Source organism: Mesorhizobium sp. ES1-1 (assembly GCF_020164785.1).
Lineage (GTDB): Bacteria > Pseudomonadota > Alphaproteobacteria > Rhizobiales > Rhizobiaceae > Mesorhizobium.
This window is the reverse complement of record NZ_JAIUGX010000001.1, coordinates 306,747-328,033: the sequence shown is the minus strand read 5'-3', so window position 1 is coordinate 328,033 and position 21,287 is coordinate 306,747. Positions and strand designations below refer to the sequence as shown.

The following is a 21,287-nucleotide window of genomic DNA, read 5'->3' as shown; positions in this document are numbered from 1 at the left end:
GGTTCAAGTCAGGAAGGAACGATCAAATGCTGAGACGCTCACTAATCAAGGCAGCCACGTTTGTAGCCTTCGCCGGCGCTGTCGGCCTGTCCGGCGTCGCCACGGCGGCGGACAAGGTCAACGTCCAGCTCGACTGGGTTGTGCGCGGCAATCACGCCATGTTCTTCGTCGGCAAGGAGAAGGGCTTCTTCGCCAAGAACGACATCGACGTCGCCGAGATCCGCAAGGGTTCCGGCTCCCCGGACGCCATGCGCCTGGTCGGCAATGGCAACGCTGATTTCGGCTTCGGCGATCTTCCAACGCTCGCCGTAGCGCGGTCGCAGAATGTGCCGGTCGTGGCGCTGGCGGCCGTCAACCAGCATTCGCCGCTGGCCATCATCGCGCTTGCCAAGACGATGAAGCTTACGAAACCCGCCGATCTCAAGGGCCTCACGATTGGCATTCATCCCGCCGGATCAACCTACATCTTCTTCAAGGGTTTCCTGGCGGCGAACGGCCTGACCGAAAAGGACATGACGCTGAACAGCGTCTCGCCGCCCTATGAAAGCTACCTGCTTCTTGGCCGCGTGCAGACTGTGGTCGGCTATGTCGACGCCGAGGTTCCCGAACTCGAGGCCAAGGCCGGCGGTCCAGGCTCGCTCAGCATCATGATGGGCGCCGACCACGGCTGGAAGGCATACGGCTCAGGCCTGTTCACCTCGCAGGCGATGATCAAGGACAAGCCGGAGATCGTTGGCCGCTTCGTCAAGGCGTACAAGGAGGCATTCGACTATGTCGTGGCGCACCCCGAGGAGGCAGCCGAGATCACGGCCAAGGCTGCGCCCGGCTACGCCGACAAGAAGGATGTGCTGCTGGCGCAAATCAACGCCGACATTGCGTCGACATTCACCAGCGCGGACACCAAGGAGCATGGTCTCGGCTGGATGACGAAGACCCAGTGGGAGGAAACGCTGAAGACTTTGACCGACCAGGGCGTGCTCAAGACGGCTCTCTCGGCCGAGGATGTCTTCACCGACAAGTTCCTGGCCAAGGAGTAGGTCGAGCGATGTCGCGGGCCAGCCGACCGACGAAAGCCTACCGGCAGACCAGACTGTCCTGGCCCATCGCGCAGGACACGGCTCGTTCGCCTTTGGCGGCGTCGGTGCGGTCGAGCGTGATCTGCCCGCGCGTGGCATATGCTCGACCCGACAGGCCGCACCACAGCCGCTCGACGGGCAGGTTCTCACGCTTGTCGTTGAGGATCGTGAACGTGGCGCTCTTGGGGTCGAACCAGAGTTCGATGCGAACGCTCTTGCCTGGGTCCACCGTCGCTATCCCGGCCGAATACCAGTGCGCGAAGTCGGCATTGCAGGACAGGCCTTCATCGCCCGCATTGGCAATCGTCAACGGCACCATGTCGAGCCCGTCCGTGCCTTTGCGAACGATCACATGGTGCAACTCGACAGCGTCGGCGAAAGACGTGAACGCCATCGCGATGGGGAGAATGTAACGGATCTTCACTTTGCCTGAGCTCCAAGGATGATTTTATCAGGCAGTCTACCTCGCTTCCGCGCAATAACAATAAGAATATTGGTTGGTAATCAACAGAGAGGGTAACATGCTAAAGCTTCTTAAGAGTAGTGTAAGTGCAGTTATACTTGGAACCGTGCTCATGGGCAGCGCGATTGCAGGCGAAGTCAAGTCGATCGCCATCCTCACCCCCGAGGAAGGCACCGATTTCGGCTGGAATCAGCAGGGCATCGATGCCGCTAAGGCGGCGGGCAAGGCCGCCGGCGTCGAAGTGGTCGTGGCCCAGGGCCTCGGTTATGGCGATGTTCGCCCGACCCTGCGGGAACTTGCGTCCGACGGCGCCAGCCTGCTGATCGCGCACGCCAGCGGTTACAACACCTCGGCGCCTGAAATCGCCAAGGAGTTGAAGGTTCCCGTGGCCATCGTCGACACGCCCAACGGCTTGGAGAAGGGCCTCGTCGCCGACTACACGCTGAGCGGGCACCAGGGCGCCTATCTTGCCGGCCGTCTCGCCGCCAAGATGTCGCGTTCCAAATCGGTCGGCATCGTCGTGTCGGGTGAACCGCCATCGTGGAATTCGCAGTCGGCGGCGTTCGCGCAGGGCGTGAAGGCCGAGAACTCGGCGGTCAAGATCACCTATGCGGTGATAGGGCCGGCCGCCTACAGCGATGCGGCCGGCGGCAAGCGCGTCACCGAAAGCGTGATCGCCTCGGGTGCGGACATCATCTTCGGCCAGGGCAACGGCTCGAGCTTCGGCATGCTGCAGGCCGTCGAGACCACCAAGGCGGCCGATGGTGGCAAAGTCTATTTCATCGACGTCATCGGCGACAAATCCCCGATCGACAAGGGCTTCCTGCTGTCGTCGGTGGTGTGGAACATTGAGCCGGTCTACGCGGCGATGATCGCCGATCTCAAGGCCGACACGTTCGGGACCAGGCACTACACGATCGGGCTGAAGGACGACTCGGTCAAGTTGCTGAAGACGGCCGCGATCCCGGACAATGTCTGGGCCGAAATTCAGGCGCTTCGGGAAGACGTCATTTCCGGCAAGATCAAGGTCGATCCGGTCTACGACGCCACCGCCGTCAGGGCACTGATGACAAGCGTCGCCCAGTAGAGGCGTACATCGTCTGCCGGAGGGGCGATCGGTCGTCCCTCCGGCCCTATCCCGCTTACCAGGGCTCGACCTATGAGCAGTCTTTCCTCATCTTCCGGCGACAAGCGTGACATCGTGGCGCTCGAAGGCGTTACCAAGCGCTTTCCCGGCATTGTCGCTAATGACAGTATCGACCTGTCGATCCGTCCCGGCGAGGTGCATGTGCTGCTCGGTGAGAACGGGGCCGGAAAATCCACTTTGATCGGCATGTTGTCCGGCCTGCAGCAGCCGGATGAAGGACGCATACTGGTCGACGGCAAGCCGACACCAATCACTTCGCCGCGCCATGCGCTGGCGCTCGGCATCGGCACCGTTTTCCAGCACATGATGCTGGTGCCGACACTGACGGTGGTGGAAAACCTGTTGCTAGGTGGACCGTGGTGGCAGCGCCCCAGGACCGAAGAAGTGGTGGCGCGCGTCGCCGAGATCACCCGCAGTCTCGGCATCACCGTGAAGCTGCACGCAAAGGTGTCGGAACTCTCGCTCGGCGAACAGCAGCAGGTCGAGATCCTGCGCGCAATGCTGCGCAACAGCCGGCTGCTGATCCTTGACGAATCCACCTCGATGCTCACTCCCAAGGGCATCGACGAACTGGGCGCGCTGATGCGCCGCCTCGTCGAGCAGGGTCTGGCGATCGTCTTTATAACGCACAAGCTCAAGGAAGCAGCTGCCTTCGGCGACCGCATCTCGGTGCTGAAGCTCGGCCGCAAGGTTGGCGAGATCCCGCCCGAGCGGTTTCGCGCGCTGGGTGAACAGGAGATCATTTCCGAGATCGTGGAACTGATGTTCGGCAAGCAGAAGGATGATCCGGAAGCGGTGGCGCGTCAGGTGCGTGCTGTCGACGCCGAAGCCGCTCCCTTGCTCGAGGTCACGAATCTGACGGTCGCCCCGACGGACGATGCGCCGGGCCTGTCATCGATCTCCTTCGACATTCGTCCAGGCGAGATCCTTGGCATCGCCGGCATTGATGGCAACGGCCAGAAACAATTGGCGGAAGCCTTGGCAGGCCAGCGCGCGGCGACCGGCGGTTCGGTGCGGCTGGAAGGCTCTGCCATCGACGCGCTCAACGTTGGTGGACGCCGTCAACGCGGCCTTCGCTACCTGACGGACGACCGGCTGGGCGAGGGCACGGTCGGTACCTTCCCGGTCTCGATCAATTTCTTCCTCAAGCAGATCGGCGCGGCTCCGTTCTGGCGCAGCGGCGTCGAGCAGCGCGCCGAGATCGACAAGCGCGCGACCCAATTGGTGCGCGACTACGATGTGCGCACGCCAAGCCTGAAGACGCCGGTCGCCCGGCTTTCCGGCGGCAATATCCAAAAGGTCCTGCTGGCGCGCGAACTGGCGGAGGGTGCCAAGGTGGTGATATTCAACAAGCCGACCTATGGGCTCGATCTCGCCAACACATTGGCGTCGCGCCAGCGCATCCGCGATACGGCGGCCCGCGGCCTTGCCGTGCTGCTCATCTCCACAGACCTAGAGGAATTGCTGAGCATGTGCGACCGCGTCGCCGTCATCGCCAATGGAGCGCTGGTCGGCACAGTGGAAAACACAGACGACGCCCGCACCAAGATCGGCCGCCTGATGATCGGACTTGCCGCATGAGCATCGATACCGCCCCCGCAGCCGGTGCCACCGCGCTCGATGCGACGAGCGCGGCGGCGACGCGCCGTGACATCCTGCATCGGCTGCTGATGACGCTTGGCCCGATCCTCATCGCGCTCGTCCTGGCCGGCTGTATCCTGCTTGCGGTCGGCGTCGATCCGCTTGCGTACTATGGCTACGTGCTGGAGAAGGGACTGTTCTCGCCGCTTGGCATCCAGCAGACGCTAACGCGCATGGCGCCGCTGCTGTTTCTTGCCGCCGGCCTGATCGTGGCCTTTCGCGCCGGCATGTGGAATCTGGGCGGCGACGGCCAGTTCCTGCTCGGTGCCGTCACGGCCGCCGCCAGCGCCCCGGTTTTCGTCCAGTTGATGCCGGCCTGGCTGGCTCTCATCTGTTCGTTTCTGATCGCCGCGGTGGTAGCGATGATCTGGTCGCTGGTGCCGGCGCTGCTGCGGGCCTATCAAGGCGTCAACGAGATTATCACCACGCTGATGATGACGTTCCTGGGCACCTCGCTCGCGAATGTTTTGGTCAAGCTGGTGTTTCGCGATCCCGGTACGACCGTTCCCCAGACGCGCACGCTACCGGTGGAAGGCCGGCTGCCGCGCCTGTTCGATACGACCATCACCAGCGGCTTGCTGCTTGGCCTGGCGGCAATCATCATCGTGCATCTGGTAATGACCCGCACGGCGTTCGGGCTGAAGCTGCGGATCGTCGGCGCCAATCCGCGCGCGGCGGTTCATGCGGGGCTGGGCGTGCCCGGTCTGACGATTGCCGTCTTCGCCATCTCCGCCGGGCTCGCGGGCCTTGCCGGCGCCGTCGACATCATCGGCGTGCAGGGCAATGTCCGCGCCGACTGGAATCCCGCCTACGGGCTGGCGGTCATTCCGGCCGTGTTCCTCGCCCGCATGAACGGTTTTGCCGCGATAGGTTTCGTATTCCTGCTTTCGGTGCTGTCGATCGGCGGCGAAAGTGCTGCACGGCGGCTTGGCGTGCCCAATCATTTCACCCTGGTGCTGGTGTCGATCGTGCTGATCGTGCTCGCGCTCGCCGAATATTTCGATCATCGCTACAACCAATCGCGGAGGGCCTAGGGCATGACCGGCCTATTCAGCGAAGTCTTTCTCAGCGCGCTCTTGTTCGGTGCCGTCACCGCAGCCATCCCGCTGCTACTGGCCGGTCTCGGCGAGCAAATGTCGGAAAAAGCCGGCGTGCTCAATATTGGTATCGAAGGCATGATGCTGGCCGGTGCTTATCTTGGCTTCGTCGGCGCCTTCTATTCCGGGTCGCTGTGGCTGGGGTTCCTCGCCGGGGCCGCCGGCGGCGTCGCGGTGGCGTTGATCATGGCGCTGCTCTGCGTGCGCATCGGGCTGAACCAGATCGTCATCGGCATCGCGCTGACGCTCGGTCTCGAAGGGCTGACGGCGCTGCTTCATCATTTCCAATTCTCGCGCAGCTATCCCCGCCTGCCGGCGGCGGACGCCACCGTCGTTCCGCTGCTGTCGGATATTCCTGTCATCGGGCCCGCCTTCTTCAAGCATCACCTGATCGTTTATCTGGCGGTAGCGCTGGTGTTCGCCATGACCTACCTCTATCGGCGCACGCAACTCGGCCTCAACCTGCAGGCGGCGGGCGACAAGCCGGCCGCGCTCGACGTCGCAGGTATCGACGTCATCAGGACCCGGACCATCGCCGTGCTGACGACCGGCGCGCTGGCCGGGCTCGGCGGCGCCTATCTCGCCAATGTCGGGGCGGGCCTGTTTATCCCGTTCATCACCAACGGCGCAGGCTTTCTCGGCATCGTGCTGGCCATGCTGGCGCGCGGACGTCCGGTCTGGGTGCTGTTCGGTGCTCTTCTGTTCGGCGTCTGCCTGTCGCTGACGACGGCCATGCAAGTGGCGGGCATCAACATACCAACCGACGTCATCCAGATGCTGCCATTCCTGGCGGTGATGATCATGCTGGTGTTGTTCGGTCGGCGGGAGAGCCTGCCGGCGGCACTTGGCATTCCATACGAGCGCGGCGCGCGCTGACAATCAGATGCGCGGAAGGGACCCGCGCCAAACAGGAGGCGACAATGTCGGATACCAAGGTTTACCTGCTCGATGGCGGCTCGCTCGTTCTCGACGGCTATCATGTGTTCTGGAATCGTGGCCCTGGCGGCGAAGTGCGCTTCCCGGTCTATTCGATCCTGATCGAGCATGCCGAGGGTCGCTTCCTCATCGATACGGGCTATGACTACGATCATGTCATGAAGGTGCTGCCCTTCGAGAAGCCAATCCAGGAAAAGCACCAGACCATTCCCGGTGCGCTTGCGCTGCTCGGGCTCGAGCCCAAGGACATTGACGTCGTCGTCAATTCGCATTTCCATTTCGACCACTGCGGCGGCAACAAGTATTTCCCACACGCAAAGAAGATCTGCCATCGCTCGGAAGTGCCGCAGGCCTGCAATCCGCAGCCTTTCGAACATCTGGGATATTCGGACCTGAGCTTCTCGGCGGAGGCCGCGGAAGCGCGTGGCGCGACCGCGCAATTGCTGGAAGGCACGACGCGCGCCAACTCGACATTCGAAGGCATCGAGGGTGACGTCGAACTCGCCAAGGGGGTACGGCTGATTTCGACGCCCGGTCATTCGATCGGCCATTACAGCCTGCTGGTCGAGTTCCCCCAGCGCAAGCCGATCATGTTCACGATCGACGCCGCCTACACCCAGAAGAGCCTTGAAACATTGTGCCAGGCGGCTTTCCACATCGACCCGGTGGCGGGCGTCAATTCGATGCGCAAAGTGAAGAAGATGGCCGAGGACCATGGCGCCGAGCTGATGTACTCGCACGACATGGACAACTTCAAGACCTACCGGACCGGCACGCAATTCTACGGCTGAGAGCCGTCAATCGGGAGACAAGACGATGCGCTATCTCGACAATACCGATCCGGTCATCACCCTGACCGCGGGGCCGGTCAATGCCTATCCGGAAGTGCTGCGCGGCCTGTCTCGCACCGTGCTCTACGACTATGACCCCGCGTTCCAGCTTTTCTACGAAAAGGTGGTCGACAAGGCGCAGAAGGCGATGCGGCTGTCCAACAAGCCGCTCATCCTGCATGGAGAACCGGTGCTCGGCCTGGAGGCCGCCGCCGCCTCGCTGATCGAGCCAAACGACGTCGTGCTCAATCTTGCATCGGGCGTCTACGGCAAGGGTTTTGGCTATTGGGCCAAACGCTATTCGCCACATCTGCTTGAGATCGAGGTGCCCTACAACGAGGCGATCGACCCGCAGGCCGTCGAGGCAATGCTGAAGGCGCATCCGGAGATAAAAGTCGTTTCCGTCTGCCACCACGACACCCCCTCCGGTACCATCAATCCAATCGACGCCATCGGGGCGCTGGTTTCTGCCCATGGCGGCTATCTGATCGTCGATGCCGTCTCGTCCTTCGGCGGCATGAAGACGCATCCCGAAGATTGCAAGGCCGACATCTACGTCACCGGACCGAACAAATGCCTCGGTGCGCCTCCAGGCCTCACGATGATGGGGGTCAGCGACCGGGCCTGGGCCAAGATGAAGGCAAATCCGCTTGCGCCGCGCGCATCGATGCTGAGCATCGTCGACTGGGAGCATGCCTGGTCGCGCGACAGGCCGTTTCCATTCACGCCGTCAGTCTCAGAGATCAACGGGCTCGACGTTGCCCTCGACCTCTATCTCGATGAGGGGCCGGAGGCGGTTTGGGCGCGCCACGCACTCACCGCCAGGGCCATGCGCGCGGGCGTTGCGGCCATGGGACTGTCGATCTGGGCGGCCAGCGACAAGATCGCCTCTCCAACGACGACCGCCGTGCGGACGCCCGAGGGAGTCGACGAAAAGGCCCTGCGCCAAGCCGCTCGCGCCCGCTATGGCGTGGTGTTTTCATCCGGCCGCGGCGAGACATTGGGCAAGCTGACCCGCATCGGCCATATGGGCCCAACCGCGCAGCCGATCTATGCCATTGCTGCATTGGCTGCCCTCGGCGGCGCCATGAACACGGCAGGCCAGAAGCTAGCGATCGGCAGGGGTTTCGACGCGGCCATGGCCGTGATCGACGCCGACGCCTGAACCAAAACCAAAACCAGATCACGTATCGAGGGAGAACTGCAAAATGGCTGAACGGCTCGAGGGGAAGATAGCGCTGGTTACAGGCGCCGCACAAGGCATCGGCAAGGCCATCGCGACGCGGCTTGCCGCCGACGGGGCAACCGTCATTGTCAGCGATATAAATGCCGAGGGCGCGAAGTCGGCCGCAGCGGCGATCGGCGGCAAGGCACGGGCGATCGCCGCCGACATTTCCGATCCGGAATCCGTCAATGCCTTGTTCGCTGAAATTCAGGCGCTGACCAGAGGCATCGACATCCTGGTCAACAATGCCAGCATCGTGCCGTTCATTGCCTGGGATGATGTCGACCTCGACCATTGGCGCAAGATCATCGACGTCAATCTGACCGGGACCTTCCTTGTCAGCCGGGCCGGGACGGACCAGATGCGTGCCGCAGGCAAGGCCGGGCGGGTGATCAGCATCGCATCCAACACCTTCTTTGCCGGCACGCCGAATATGGCGGCCTATGTCGCGGCCAAGGGCGGCGTCATTGGCTTCACCCGGGCGCTGGCCACGGAGCTTGGCAAATACAACATCACCGCGAATGCGGTGACGCCCGGCCTGATCGAGAGCGACGGCGTCAAGGCGAGCCCGCACAACGAAGCGTTCGGCTTCGTCGAGATGCTGCAGGCAATGAAGGGCAAGGGCCAGCCCGAACACATCGCCGATGTCGTGTCGTTCCTGGCGAGCGAGGACGCCCGCTGGATCACTGGCCAGACGCTGAATGTCGACGCCGGGATGGTCAGGCACTAGGTCCTCCTTCTGATCCTTAGGTTCGCCAGACCGTACATACAAAGGAAACGGGTTGGCGAACCACGCTGGCGGGGTCCTGCAGGCCGGGGAAAGCCCCAGCCTCGACGTTCCGCGACCGCGCCTTTCCAAGATTTCCCCATTGGTCGCGATGGCTGATCAGACGGTCACCGGCATGCCCCGGAGAAGCTCGAAGCGCGGTGCTGGTCAAAGCTTGCGAGTTCACGTGCAATCGACCCGCCGGCAGACAGATGCAGTCGTACGATGATGCTCCGGTTGCATTGTTCCATATCTGAGATAACATCCCAGATATGGAATCACGAGACCCACACGCTTCTCTCGCCCAGCACTTGCGCCGTCTCAGGATGGAGCGGGCTGTCACGCTTGCCTATTTGGCGGAAGCAAGCGGGATCAGCCGGGCAACTCTATCGCGGATCGAGAACGGTGAAGTCAGTCCGACAGCCGAAACTCTGGGGCGGCTCGCGACAGCATTTGCGTTACCGCTCTCTCAACTGATCGCACCCCTCGAACCCGATTTCCTGCCCCTGCTGCGTCATGCGGATCAAGGCGTTTGGGCTGATCGTGAGAAGGGTTTTACCCGGCGCAGTGTTTCACCGCCGAGCGGGCGATTGAAACTCGAGATCATTGAGGCCGAACTCGCTCCCCACCAGCATATCTCTTACGAGCGACCTGCGTTTATCGGGCACGAACATCACCTCGTAATGCTCAGCGGGTCACTCGTCCTGACGCTTGGAGAGGTTCGATACGACCTGAGTGCTGGAGATTGCCTGCGCTATCGGCTGAGCGGCGCGTCTTCATTCGAAACAGGTGATCAGCCTGCCCGCTATCTAATTGCCATGGCCTGAGGACCACTGAATGAACACCATCATTACCGAACTGAATGAGCCCGCAATCGAGGCGAGGCTCGCTGGTCTCTCAGAAATCTTGGCGGCCAGTGTGAATGACGGTGCGGCGGTTAGCTTCATGGCTCCCTTGTCGCGCAAGGAGGCCGCCAATTACTGGATGGCGGACGTCCGTCCGGAGGTGGCCGCTGGCCGTCGCCTTCTCTTCGCCGCTGAGCGTGAGAACGAGTTGGTCGGCACGGTTCAGATTCTTACGTCCATGCCGCAAAATCAGCCGCACCGTTGTGAGATTGCGAAAATGATGGTCCATCCTACGGCGCGCAGATTGGGCATAGGCAGAGCGCTGATGAACCATGCTCTTGATCGGGCAGGCGTGCTTGGAAAGACCCTTGTCACGCTGGATACACGCACTGGCGACATTGCGGAGCCACTATATTCTTCGGTGGGCTTCGAAGTCGCGGGCGTTATTCCGGACTTTGCCTGGGATCCCGACGGAAAGGCGCGGCACGCGACCACCTACATGTATCGGCGGCTGTAGATGGTGAGCATGGGCCGCTGTTGGCCGGACTTGCCGCCGCGCCTCGCAACGTTGCGGCCGCCGTGCGGCGCCGCATCACGCGGCCTGAACGATATCCCCGTCCTCCACTGAAACGACAGACAAGGCAGTATCGCTATTGGCGGCAAGCATTTTTGCAGCGTGCTCTTCGCGTGGGCCGAACTCGCCCTCGTTTACCGCCATGATCAGGTGCTGCGAATATCGAGTTGAGGCCTCGGCAAGCGTGCTCAGGCCGCTGTTAAAGGCGCCCAAGTTGACGACGACATCGTCATACTCGTCCGATATGGCGGTTAGGACCGGTCCGACCCGCTCCAGCGGGAATTCCGCCAGCGCATCCTTGCGGCCTGCTCCCAACATCTGCACACCCGACGTCCGGCCGATCTTGATCACGTCAGAAGCCGGCATTCTGCCAGTCGCCAATTCCGCAAATCCAGCCACGTCGGCCGGCGCATCGGCTGCAAGGTCGACCAATATGACATTACGGCCTGACGAGAGCGCGTCCCGGGCCAGCGCCAACGCCGCTTGGCGGGATAGGAGAGGATCACGCAGGGAGGCCACCGTCACCAGCCCGCTGGCTATGGCCATTTCCGCCTTGCCGGCAGGAGCCGTTGCCGTCGCGAGGGGAACATTTGACCGGCCAGCCGCCAAGTCGCGCAAAATGGCCACAAGAATGCCGATAAACAGACCCAGCACAATGGCAGCGAGAAGCATTGGCGCTCGCGGCGGAAATGCCGGCGCGCTTGGAACTGCGGCAGCTCCTATGACCCTCGCGTTCGGGGTGGAAAGATTCTCCTGCTCGGCGGTCTCTTTGGCACGCACCAGGAAAGCCTCATAGACCACCTTGTCCGAATCCGCCTTGCGCTGAAGTTCACGCAGCTTGATGAGATCTTTGTTGGTATCGAATGAATTTGTCTTTGCGGAAGCGAGGCTGCTGTTGATGCCGTCCAACGCATCCATCGACGCGCGATAATCGTCCTGGGCGGACCTCACCAGCCGCGCGCTTTCCGCGCGGATCGATGCTTGAGCCTGGGCAATCTGCCCCCTCGCGGCGGCGACTTGTGGATGGCGGGGCCCCAGGACCTGCTGCAACTCGGCCAGATTGCGCTGAGCTTCGGCGAGCTGCGTGCGCAGCGCTACCATGGTGGCATCCGTGTCGGCGACGACAGCGGCGACGTCACCACGGCTCTTGAGCGCAGCTTGCATCACATCGAGACGGGCTTTGGCTTCATTGGCTCGCGCTTGAGCCGCGGATTGGCGTGTTGCGAGATCGGTGAGGCTGCGATCACCGAGCAATTGCCCTTCCGACTGCGAAACGTTGTGTTCGCGTTTGAACGCCTCTACTTCTTCCTCCGATTTGCGCAGCTCTGTCTGAAGCTGCGACAGACGATCGCGGATGGAAGTACTGACATCTCGCGCCGTGCCGGCCGTTGTATCGGCTTGGTATTCCAGATAGGCCGCCGCCACGGCATTGGCCAGGCGCGCTGATTTGATGGCCTCCTTGGTTGTAACGCTGATCTCCAAAACATAGGTGTTCTCTGGCCGCGCAACCTTGGTTGCGGCGGCAAGAGCTTCGATTGCGTTGACCGAAGGATCTTGTGTGGAGGCCGCAGAACCGGCGAACTCCCGGTCGGTGGCAAGTCCGGTGTTTTTGACGACGCGCTTGAGAACTGCTTCGGACGTGATCACTTCACCCTGGCTTTCGACCAAGGCCATGTCCGTGCCGAAGCCCTGCTGCACGACTTCGTTTTGCATCACGCGCTGCTCGCGCGGGTCGATCAGTATGCGGGCGGTTGCGGTGTATCGGGGAGAAATAAGGAAAAGGCCCAGAAATCCCAGTCCTGCGAACAAAACCGTGCAGAACGCAATGATCTTGCGGCGGCGGATCAGTGTGTCGATCAGACCGGGAAGATCCACAGAGGTGTCGACGCGCGTTCCCGCTGCCGCAGACCGGCCTTGTGACCTCGCTGCCTGAGGCGTTTGCATGGCATTTCTCCGCGGAACTGGGTTCGTCGTCCCGATCATGGAATCCATGCGCGAACATGCTTAAGATCGAGTTACGGCATCGGCAGTCGTGACCCTGCATGGATCCCCTGCGGAGAGCTGCACAGCCGCTCGTCGCAAGTAAAGTCGAAATATATCCTATGATCTTCGGCTTAGCCACGCCGTCTCTGGATTAGCAGGGACGTCATAGCCGGTCGACCGCGCGATCTCAGAGCAGCCTGGCGGATCACGCGCCGTCCGCACGGCCATAAAGCTCGAGAATCTTGATTCTCAGGCGCCGAAGGGCCGACTGTGCTTCGTCGAAGGGATCAGTGGAAGCGGTATCGAACACCTCTGTCGCATCGCGAACTGTCTCTGCGCTTGGCATGTTCTCTTCGCTGGAAGCTTGGATCAACTCGATCAGGCTGGCCTGCAATTTGGCGATCTCGGCACGGGCGCTTTCGATTGTATCGAGAGCACGCCCGGCGCCGGGCTGATAGGGATCATCTTCATATCGAAACCGATCTGGCGGTATCGAAGAAGCATCCATCAATCGCAGCGTGATGTCCGGGCCGACAGCATCGTCATCCCAATAGCCGTCGCCACCCAGTGCAGGCGACGGCTCGTTCGCGTCTTCCATCGCCGGAAGTTTTCGGCCTTTACGGCCGAAGCCGGCCCTAAACCACTGCGATACTGATGATAATGTCCCTGTCGTCGGTCTCCGCGGCGGTGGATCGCCGCCGGGCTCGACGTCTTCGCTTTCCTCATGAAGGGAAGAAATGTTGTTACGCTTCACGGACGTTTTCAAGTTGAATCGACCTGACCAGCGATAGGCATTGAGGAAGAGGCATTGTTGGAATTTGGACTAGGCGAGTGACTTAGCCTTCCGTAAATAATCGCAGAGTAAGGAGAAGAGGGTTAATGAACTGTGATCCTCGACTCAATCAGCACGGGGCCGGCTTGACCCGTTGAAGACGTATGAGGTGCGCCCCGGTCTGCGCTGTCATGCGGCGGCAGAACGCGACCGCCTGGTCCGTCCGCGGTTACGATCAACGGTTTAGCGGGCGTCCAGATCTGAAAGCGCCGATCTTATCTCATTGCGCGGCGGTAGGGCTCAGCAGGCGCGCGATGTGCTCTATGAGTTGACCGCGGGCATGACGGGGTGTGAGCGTATGGTCGGACGCGGGCAGGCGAGCGACCGTCACGCCTTCCATGTCGCTCAACCGCCGACCGTCAGGACCGAAATGCCTAGCGATCTCCACAAGGCTCAAATCGTCGTCGGCGCTGACGACCAGAACGCGGGTTCCACCGGCCGTCAAGTGTCTCATCCAACGTTCGACGGGCTGGCCTCCAACGGGCGATTTTCGCCTCGAATAGGACGACACGGATTTGAGAAGCTCGACGCCGCTTCGCAAGGTGCTGCGGCCCAGTTTCGATAGCCGAGATTTCAGCGTACGAGGCCCAATGGCTGTGTTTTCGACAACTTGTCTAACCTCTTCGTGCCTGGCCGCGCTGCGCGCATTGTCCCTGACTTTCGACAGGCCCATGTCCAGGGCGTAAGAACCGTTCCATGCGAAGCAGAGCGGGTTGACCATGGCAAGGTGTGCAATTCGGGGATCGTGTCTGGCGGCGTGGAAGGCCTGGTAGGCCCCGGCACAAAGACCGACCGCACAGACCTGACCGAAGCCATGGTGCTGGAGCCAGTCGACAGTGCGGATAACATCGTCACGACCCCGTTCGTCATAAAGGAACAAGCGGTTTTCCGGCGGTGTCCCGCTTTGTCCAAGGCCCGGAAGGTCGAGCCTCATCGATGCTATGCCGCGACGGGCCAGCGTCCGCGCCATCTCGACGGCGCCGCGCGCCCACCCGATATGCGGTATCGCGCCCGCATTGACGATCAGCACGACCTCGCCCCCCGCCGGGACATTGGCCGGAGTGCAAAGAACGCAACACATCTCCGGTTCCGGACCGAGCACCAGGGGAAACTCCGTATATCCGTCGCCTTCCAGCGTCGGGCGCGTGTCGCCTGCCTGCCTCGGCAGGACGTGCGCAGTCTTTCCGCGCTCGGCAGTCCAGCCCACCACCGTATTCAAGGCCGCCAGCGGAATATCGTTGGCTGTCGGACTGCTCATCAAACGAGTGAGGTCGGCGAACGGCTCAATGCGCATTCTGCCGCCATTGTCTTTCAAGCCCTCGGGCGACTCCAGGTCCTTCGCGTGGGGCTGCGACGACATCAATAGAAGATCGGGGCAGCGGTTGTCCGCCAAGAGCCCCCGCCATTCCAGCCCGCGCAAGCCGGCCGCAGTCTCCGCGCTGATCCTGAAACCGGCCGCCTCGATGCCTTCGAACGGCTCGGCCACGGCATCCGCATATGTCGGCAGTGTCGCGTCGATCATGCGCGAAAGGCCGATCATTTCGCGGACATATGCCTTGCCCGATGAGGGCGGTGCGAGCAGGGCCACACCAGCTATATCGGCCCGACCGCTGATCGCGGCGGGCACCAGAAGCGTCCCCAGCCGAAACCCGATGACCAGCACGTCCGCGACCCCGGTTCTCGCCTTGAGCTGATCGATGGCACTCGCGATGCTGGCTATCCAGGCAGGGATCAGATCGCCCGCGTCTTGATCGTCCGCGGCGTCGCCGCATCCGGGATAGTCGAATTGCAGCACGGGCAGACCGGCCTCGGCGATCCCCCTCGCCATCAATGTCAGAAACCGCCGGGAGCAGAGATCCTCGAACCCATGCGCGCCCGCTATCACCACGCCGCGACTGCCCTGCGCCGGATGCAGCCAGCCCACCGTCCTGTCGAAGACGATCGGGATCACGAGTTTTCTCCGCGTGACAAGGGTTCGCCGGTCTCCAGGACATCGCCGGCTGCGTCGAAGGCGACAGGGTTGGCGGCGTTGAGCGCGGTGACGTTTCCCGACGGAGGGAGTGCCGCCGCGGGTCCTACCAGTTCCACTGTCTCTTCGCGGCCCGGCAGCAGATGGAAATAATCTGCTACGGGCCGATAGGGGCCTGCGCTTATGTGGGCATAATAAGCCGCCTTGCGGCAGGACAGCCGCAGGCGCCAGCCCTCCCGGCCCTCCTCGACCTTGACGCGCAGATCTACATCCCGCCGTGCGGTCAGCGCGCCCGGCAGCACATGAAAGGCTTCGCGCTCCCGGCCATTCGAATCGACGAACCGTGCCACGCTCAGTTCATGTGCAGCCGGCCCGAAGCGGTATGCGCGGGAAATATCGAAGAAGGCGCCGAACAGCTCATAGGCGGAAATCGTTTGCGCGCCATGCGCGGGAACGGTGAGTTCCCGTTTGCCGGTGACGACGGGGTTCACGCCATCGCGCAGGCAGGCCAAGGTGAGGGTGCCGTCGACATGCTGCGGCCCCTCATTGATCAGATGGACATGAAGACCGTTGATCCCCTCATCGGTGAGCATGAGCCGCAATGGCTGGAAGGCCCGCTTCAGGGCATGCCAGACCGATTTGGGCCGGCCGGTCGCATCCACCGCGCCCCAGCCGGCGCCGACGACCAGGTCTTTCCAGAACAGAATAATCGCTCCGGCGGTCGGCGACGCCGGCCGCCGCCATTCGTCGATCGTACGCTCGACGACTTCCGCGGTGACCGCGCGCGACAGGTCCAGATAGCGCGCACCGTCCTCCAGCCTCAGCTGGCGGGCATCGACGCCAAAGACCGTTTCCAGATAATGATCGCGCACGTCCTCGAAATCCCAGGATGCTCCAACGTCCCTCGGCGTCGTGGCTTTCCAGCGAGGGTCATGAACGGGCGGCACCGGGAGGTAAGCGTTCAGCGTCTCCTGATCCGGCACGTTGGCGAAGGCGAGGCATTCGCTGGCGAAGCGAACTTCGGCACGGCGCGCATCCTCCAGGGGTCGGCAATAGGCGCCGACGCCGTAATAATGCACCGGGCCGGCATCCGCCGTGAAGGGCAGGCTGCCACCATGCGGCGAGGACGGAACCAGGACGAGATCCGGCCGCAAACGCAGTGCGATCGGGGTCACCACGGTCGCAAACCACGGCGTTGGATCGGTGGCGCCTGGCAAGCCCATCATCATTGCCTGCTGGGCGATTTCACTGCCCCCGCAAAGCACGACTAGGGAAGGAGAGTGGTGCAGCCGGCCAAGCAAGGCCTCGACCTCCGCCGCCAGGTCGGCGCACCACCCGGCATCGCGCGCCGGATAGTCGAAGTTGGCCAGCATGAGGTCCTGCCAGACAAGGATGCCGAGCTCATCGCACATAGCGTGGAAGGCGCCGGATTCGTAGACGAAGGTGCCGGCGACGCGGAGCATGTTCACGCCGGCCTCGCGCGCCAGGGCAAGACTCTCGCCAAGCGTTACGGCTTCTTCGTTCAAGGACACGATGTCTCCGGGCGTCCATACAGCGCCGCGGCAGAAAATTGGAACCCCGTTGACGACAAGGCGAAAATCGCGGCCGCTTTCGCCCCGGTCGAGTTCCAGGCGCCGGAATCCAACCCGCCCGAGCGCGACATCCTCATTGCCGATTGTCGCTGTCACGGCGTGAAGGCTGGGCGTTCCGTGGCTGTGCGGCCACCATGCGGCGACATTCGCGATCTCGAGACGCGCCTTCAGCGTCGCGCCGTCGCCGGTCAGCATAGCGCTCGTGCCGGCGCAGGTTACCGAGGCTGAGTCGCCTGCGGCCAACGGCACGGCGAGCGTCAACTCGACGTCGAGCACGCCGATCGCCCCCTCCAGATCGGAACGCATATCGACGCGGGCGATCCGCGAAATTGGAGTCTCGCGTATCAGCGAGACGGGGCGCCAGGGACCGACCACGTCGAAGGCCGGGCACCAACCCGGCATGTGTCCGATCAGCGTGGTCCGGACGAGCCGCAGGCGCTGGTCGTCGATCATGCGCGGCTTCCAACGGGCTCGCGGCCCCTTGATATCGTCGAGGTAATCATCAAGGCCACGGAAGACGATGGCCAGCATCTCGCCGCCTTGCAACGTCACAGCCGCTTCGCGGGGTGTGAACATGGAGGTCGAGACCAGGATCTGCCGGTCGTCGAGATAGACTTCCGCCACCGTCGCCAGTCCTTCGAAGACCAGCCGCACAGAACCGGCGGTTTCGAGGCGGCAACGATACCAGATGTCTTTGTCGTGCAGCGGGGTTGGGTGCCCCCGGCTCCACAGCCCGTGGTTTTCGAGGGTCGCAGCGGCAGTGCCGGGACATGCCGCATCCAGCCATCTGGCCGAGGCGTCGATGTCCGCCGGCCGGTGCCATGCACGCGAGGCCGACAGCGCAAGCTGCCATCCTTTGTCCAGCCGCTCGACGGCGGCGGCGGATGTCGCTGTCGTCATCGGTCTGCTCCAGGCCAGCCTGCGCTCACGCCGCCTTCGCGCTGGTGGTGATGCGGGTATCAAGCACACTCATGACCACATCATACGCTTCGGCCATTGGCTCCAATGTCGTTTCCAGGCCGGTAAAACGCTGCCGTGCCATTGCGCGGGCGAGCTTGAATTGCATGACCTTGGCGCCTTCGGCTATAGCGCCGGCCGCCTGCACCGCGTCCCGGAGCCCCTCGCGACCATGCTTGTCCAGCCATTCGAGATGGCTGGAAAGAAGCTCGAAATTCGCGCCGACCTGCCGCAGCGTGTTGAACGCGTAGGTATGGAAATACTCCGGCGGCCGCTGCGACAGCGCCTCGACATGGCGGCCAAAGGCGGCCGAGTAGGCGCGGATTGGATTGAGCTTCGGGCGCCTTGACAGATGATGCGAAAGCAGCGACGCGGCCAGTGCCGGTATATCTAGCGCCGCGCTCCTGGCTTCGAACTTGACAAATTCCGCATAGGGAAACAGCGGCAGCCCGTCGCCGGGCAAACGGTCTGCCGGACCAAAAATCCCGTCATAATCCTGGCCTTCCAGCGCAAACAGCCCGTCATTGTGGAAATAGACGATGCGTCGCGACCGCGTATCGATCCCATTTATTCCGATGGTCGTCTTGGAATGGGTTGTGCGGTAGCTGATGCCCTTCGTGTCCGGAAGGTAGAAGGCGTCGACTTCCACCATGGGCAGGCGGCCGAGTTCGACCTGCGTGGAGACATGGCTCACCAGCCTGTCGAAGATCGCCAATTCCTGGACGTCGAGCCCTGCAAGCTGCTGCAAATCGGCTGTCGGAAACTTGAAGAAGGTGAACTGGTCGCCCTCGAAATCCTGCGCCACGGTAAAGCCCAACGCAGCGACGGGGTCGTGGCCGGTCGCATGCAGCACCTCGATCAGGAGATCGACATAGCAATTGGTCTGCGGCCAGCGCCGTTCCGGATCATGCAACGCGTGCGACCTGTAGGTCGCCGGATCGAGACCGGGTATAGCGTCCTTCATCTCAGGCTTCCCAGAGCACCGCGCGCGCAGCTGCCGGCCAAGCCGCAACGTCGGGTCCATGATGGCGAAACAGCGCCAGCGCCACTCGCTCGAGACCGAAACCGACGCAGGCCGAATGGCAGAGGCTGCCATCGGCGAATTTCAGGCCCCAGGTCTGGCCGAAATGGTCCTGATGGTAGTTGAAGCTCAGGCAGGCTGTCGGCTTTTCCACACTGCTCACCGGAATGAGCAGCTCGAACTTCAGCCCCTGGTCGCGTTGATTGTTTGCCATCATCTTGCCGCCGCGGCCGAAGAACGGGTCGTTGGCGACATCCACCTCGCAGGGCAGTCCGAGCGATTCGATCATCGCCTTGCCGCGTTCGAGCCAGCTTTCGCGAAAGGCGCGCACCTGGTCCGAGGTGCCGATGCGGACGAATTCGCGCATGCGGAAAAGCTGCATCCGCGCCGGATCCTGCGACGGCTCGTGCCTGAAGCAATAGGATGACAGTTCGAACAGAAGCCCCTCATCGGGAACAGGTCCGCGCGCCGCCACCGTCGGATAGAGCGGATAGCAAGCCGCCGGCGTCAGCGCCACCTCGGTCGCCTGCTGCAGCTCGGTCCAGTCCTCGCCTGCGGCCATCATTCCAAGCAGTTTGGCGTGGTCACGCTCATTGCCGGAAAAGGAATGCACGCAGCCGGCGAGCTGCGGGAAGCTTTTCATGTAGCCGCTCTTTTCGAGCGTGGCGCGGCTCATGCCCGGCGGGAAGTGGATCGCGGTCGCCTTGTCGGGCGCGCCCAGCCGCGTCACCAGACGCTGGAACCTTTCAATCACCTCCTCGAACACGCCGGAGCGGCCGTACAGACCGTCAACGCCAGTCTCGAACAGGATGTCATTGTCGAAAAGGCTGTCGAGCAGGCTTTTCGCGGTAATTGTCGCGGTGTCCATTTTCAGCCTCCCAGCCTCGTATCGAAACGGCTCATCAGGAGCAGTGTCGACGTGTTCGCATGAATGCGGTCGTTCGAAATCATCACGACCGCGGATGTGACATCGCGCAAATGCCGGCCGACGCTGAACGGCGTGCCGTTCTTGTAGCCGAGGATGCCCGTGATCAGCATGGCCATCCGCACGATCTCGTCGGCCTTCTCGCTCGCGGCCACCTTCAGCGCATTGATCTCGGCGGCGAAGCTGATCGAGGACAGATCGTCCTCATCGCGCTCTGCCGCGTCGAAGCGGCGGATCGCGGCGACGAGATGGCCTTTCATGGCCTGCAGCTTCGCGGCAGCCTCCGACAGGCGTAGCGCGCCCGGCGGCACCATATTGGGCTGCTTCCTGGCGGCCTGCTTGACGAAGCTCTGAGCGCGCGCGAAGGCATCGGCCGCGATGCCGAACCACGTAGCCGCCCAATAGATGTGCGAACTGGCCAGCATCGACTGTGCTGCGATCTCGGAAAACGGCTTCGGGAAGATCTGCCCGGCGTCGCCGGTGGCGGTCAACAGGAAGCCGTCGGAACATGTGCCGCGCATGCCCAGCGTATCCCAGACGGTTTTGCGCTCCAGCACGCGGCTGCCATCGGCCGGAATGACCACCATGACCTGGTCCGTGCTGGGGGCGTCGGGGGCGCGTCGTGCCGTCGCCAGGATGGCGTCGGCAAACGAACCATAGGAAATCACCGTGGCGTCCTTGGTCAGCGAGAATCGTCCATCCGCAACCTCGACGGCGCAGATCGAATTCCGAAGGTTGCCGCCGATGCCCGCCTCCGAGGTGGCCGAGGCCAGCAACAGCTGTTCGGAAGCGATCCGTCGCATAAAGGCCCTATGCCACTCATTGCCGATGCCATGGCTGACCAGGCTCGAAATCTGGATCTGGTGCATGGCATAGATCATCGCGCTGGAACCGCATGCCTGCGCCAACTTCACGATCAGATCGGCAATTGCCGCCGTCGAGACACCCTCGCCGCCCAGTTCGGCCGGCACGGCGATGCCGAGCAGGCGCTCGCTCTTGAGCGCGTCGAAAACCTCCCGAGGGAAGCGGCCTTCGCGGTCGACGGTCTCCGCGGCCTTGGCCGCGATCTCCACGACACGGGCCATGCGTGCGCTGGCATCGTCGCCGGCGAGCTTGGCGCCTGTTGAGTCCACGAGGTTCATCTCAGTTCGACTGTTCGGTAAGTTGGGAAACGGCTTCGGCGATGTTGGCCACCGACGCGAATGTGCGCCGGGTCAACATCCGCTCGGGAAATTCGGTGTCGAACTCCTCCTCGATCGCCAGCATGATCTGGACGGAAGCGAACGAGGTCATTCCCGCATCATAGAGGTTGTCTTGATCCGAGAGCTTTTCGATATCGAAGGGGAGCGCATCGTTGCGCGCGAACAGTGAACGAATTCGATCAATCATTTTCCGCCGGGCCTCAAGC

19 protein-coding genes are annotated in these 21,287 nt (G+C 62.6%); 10 read left to right on the top strand and 9 right to left on the bottom strand.

Annotated elements, in window-relative coordinates:
• Positions 1-26 precede the first annotated feature (26 nt).
• Entirely contained in the window at positions 27-1,037 is a 1,011-nt protein-coding gene (locus LB513_RS01395; RefSeq protein WP_224661656.1) for an ABC transporter substrate-binding protein, read from the top strand.
• A 37-nt stretch (positions 1,038-1,074) separates the two neighbouring features.
• Here the strand turns inward: LB513_RS01395 and LB513_RS01390 are convergent, their stop codons facing one another.
• Positions 1,075-1,500: a hypothetical protein gene (locus LB513_RS01390; RefSeq protein WP_224661655.1), complete on the bottom strand. Its 426-nt coding sequence runs from the start codon at positions 1,498-1,500 to the stop codon at positions 1,075-1,077.
• 151 nt (positions 1,501-1,651) lie between these two features.
• Here LB513_RS01390 and LB513_RS01385 point away from each other — a divergent pair, with 151 nt between their 5' ends.
• From LB513_RS01385 to LB513_RS01345, 9 genes are all read left to right on the top strand, one after another.
• Positions 1,652-2,626, top strand: coding sequence for a putative B6 ABC transporter substrate-binding protein (locus LB513_RS01385; RefSeq protein ID WP_224661654.1), 975 nt, complete (start codon positions 1,652-1,654; stop codon positions 2,624-2,626).
• 72 nt (positions 2,627-2,698) lie between these two features.
• Entirely contained in the window at positions 2,699-4,267 is a 1,569-nt protein-coding gene (locus LB513_RS01380) for a putative B6 ABC transporter ATP-binding protein (protein WP_224661653.1), read from the top strand.
• Positions 4,264-5,361 carry a putative B6 ABC transporter permease subunit 2 gene (locus LB513_RS01375; protein WP_224661652.1) on the top strand — a complete coding sequence of 366 codons (1,098 nt, stop codon included), beginning with the start codon at positions 4,264-4,266 and terminating at the stop codon, positions 5,359-5,361. The genes LB513_RS01380 and LB513_RS01375 overlap by 4 nt, the downstream gene beginning before the upstream one ends.
• A 3-nt stretch (positions 5,362-5,364) precedes the next feature.
• Entirely contained in the window at positions 5,365-6,300 is a 936-nt protein-coding gene (locus LB513_RS01370; protein ID WP_224661651.1) for a putative B6 ABC transporter permease subunit 1, read from the top strand.
• A 44-nt stretch (positions 6,301-6,344) separates the two neighbouring features.
• Complete coding sequence (gene pldA / locus LB513_RS01365; protein ID WP_224661650.1) at positions 6,345-7,151, top strand: 4-pyridoxolactonase; 807 nt, start codon at positions 6,345-6,347, stop codon at positions 7,149-7,151.
• A 25-nt stretch (positions 7,152-7,176) separates the two neighbouring features.
• A complete protein-coding gene (gene ppaT / locus LB513_RS01360) occupies positions 7,177-8,355 on the top strand; it encodes a pyridoxamine--pyruvate transaminase (RefSeq protein ID WP_224661649.1) in 1,179 nt (392 codons plus the stop codon).
• Between the two features lie 43 nt (positions 8,356-8,398).
• On the top strand, positions 8,399-9,145 hold the full coding sequence (pldH, locus tag LB513_RS01355) for a pyridoxal 4-dehydrogenase, SDR-type (RefSeq protein WP_224661648.1): 747 nt from the start codon (positions 8,399-8,401) through the stop codon (positions 9,143-9,145).
• A 308-nt stretch (positions 9,146-9,453) separates the two neighbouring features.
• Positions 9,454-10,008, top strand: coding sequence for a helix-turn-helix domain-containing protein (locus tag LB513_RS01350; RefSeq protein ID WP_224661647.1), 555 nt, complete (start codon positions 9,454-9,456; stop codon positions 10,006-10,008).
• 10 nt (positions 10,009-10,018) lie between these two features.
• Positions 10,019-10,543: a GNAT family N-acetyltransferase gene (locus LB513_RS01345; RefSeq protein ID WP_224661646.1), complete on the top strand. Its 525-nt coding sequence runs from the start codon at positions 10,019-10,021 to the stop codon at positions 10,541-10,543.
• Between the two features lie 75 nt (positions 10,544-10,618).
• Here the strand turns inward: LB513_RS01345 and LB513_RS01340 are convergent, their stop codons facing one another.
• The 8 genes from LB513_RS01340 to LB513_RS01305 form a co-directional block, all read right to left on the bottom strand.
• Positions 10,619-12,544, bottom strand: a complete 1,926-nt coding sequence (locus LB513_RS01340) for a GumC family protein (protein WP_224661645.1) — start codon at positions 12,542-12,544, stop codon at positions 10,619-10,621.
• A gap of 244 nt (positions 12,545-12,788) precedes the next feature.
• Complete coding sequence (locus tag LB513_RS01335) at positions 12,789-13,337, bottom strand: hypothetical protein (RefSeq protein WP_224661644.1); 549 nt, start codon at positions 13,335-13,337, stop codon at positions 12,789-12,791.
• Positions 13,338-13,635: 298 nt separating this feature from the next.
• Positions 13,636-15,366, bottom strand: coding sequence for an alpha/beta fold hydrolase (locus tag LB513_RS25210; protein ID WP_224661643.1), 1,731 nt, complete (start codon positions 15,364-15,366; stop codon positions 13,636-13,638).
• Entirely contained in the window at positions 15,363-17,876 is a 2,514-nt protein-coding gene (locus tag LB513_RS01325) for a glycoside hydrolase family 2 protein (RefSeq protein WP_224661642.1), read from the bottom strand. The genes LB513_RS25210 and LB513_RS01325 overlap by 4 nt, the downstream gene beginning before the upstream one ends.
• A 25-nt stretch (positions 17,877-17,901) precedes the next feature.
• Positions 17,902-18,897: a DUF1839 family protein gene (locus tag LB513_RS01320; RefSeq protein WP_224661641.1), complete on the bottom strand. Its 996-nt coding sequence runs from the start codon at positions 18,895-18,897 to the stop codon at positions 17,902-17,904.
• A gap of 1 nt (position 18,898) precedes the next feature.
• Entirely contained in the window at positions 18,899-19,822 is a 924-nt protein-coding gene (locus LB513_RS01315) for an amino acid--[acyl-carrier-protein] ligase (RefSeq protein ID WP_224661640.1), read from the bottom strand.
• Positions 19,823-19,824: 2 nt separating this feature from the next.
• Positions 19,825-21,021: an acyl-CoA dehydrogenase family protein gene (locus tag LB513_RS01310; RefSeq protein ID WP_224661639.1), complete on the bottom strand. Its 1,197-nt coding sequence runs from the start codon at positions 21,019-21,021 to the stop codon at positions 19,825-19,827.
• 1 nt (position 21,022) lies between these two features.
• Positions 21,023-21,268, bottom strand: a complete 246-nt coding sequence (locus tag LB513_RS01305; protein WP_224661638.1) for an acyl carrier protein — start codon at positions 21,266-21,268, stop codon at positions 21,023-21,025.
• Positions 21,269-21,287: the final 19 nt, after the last annotated feature.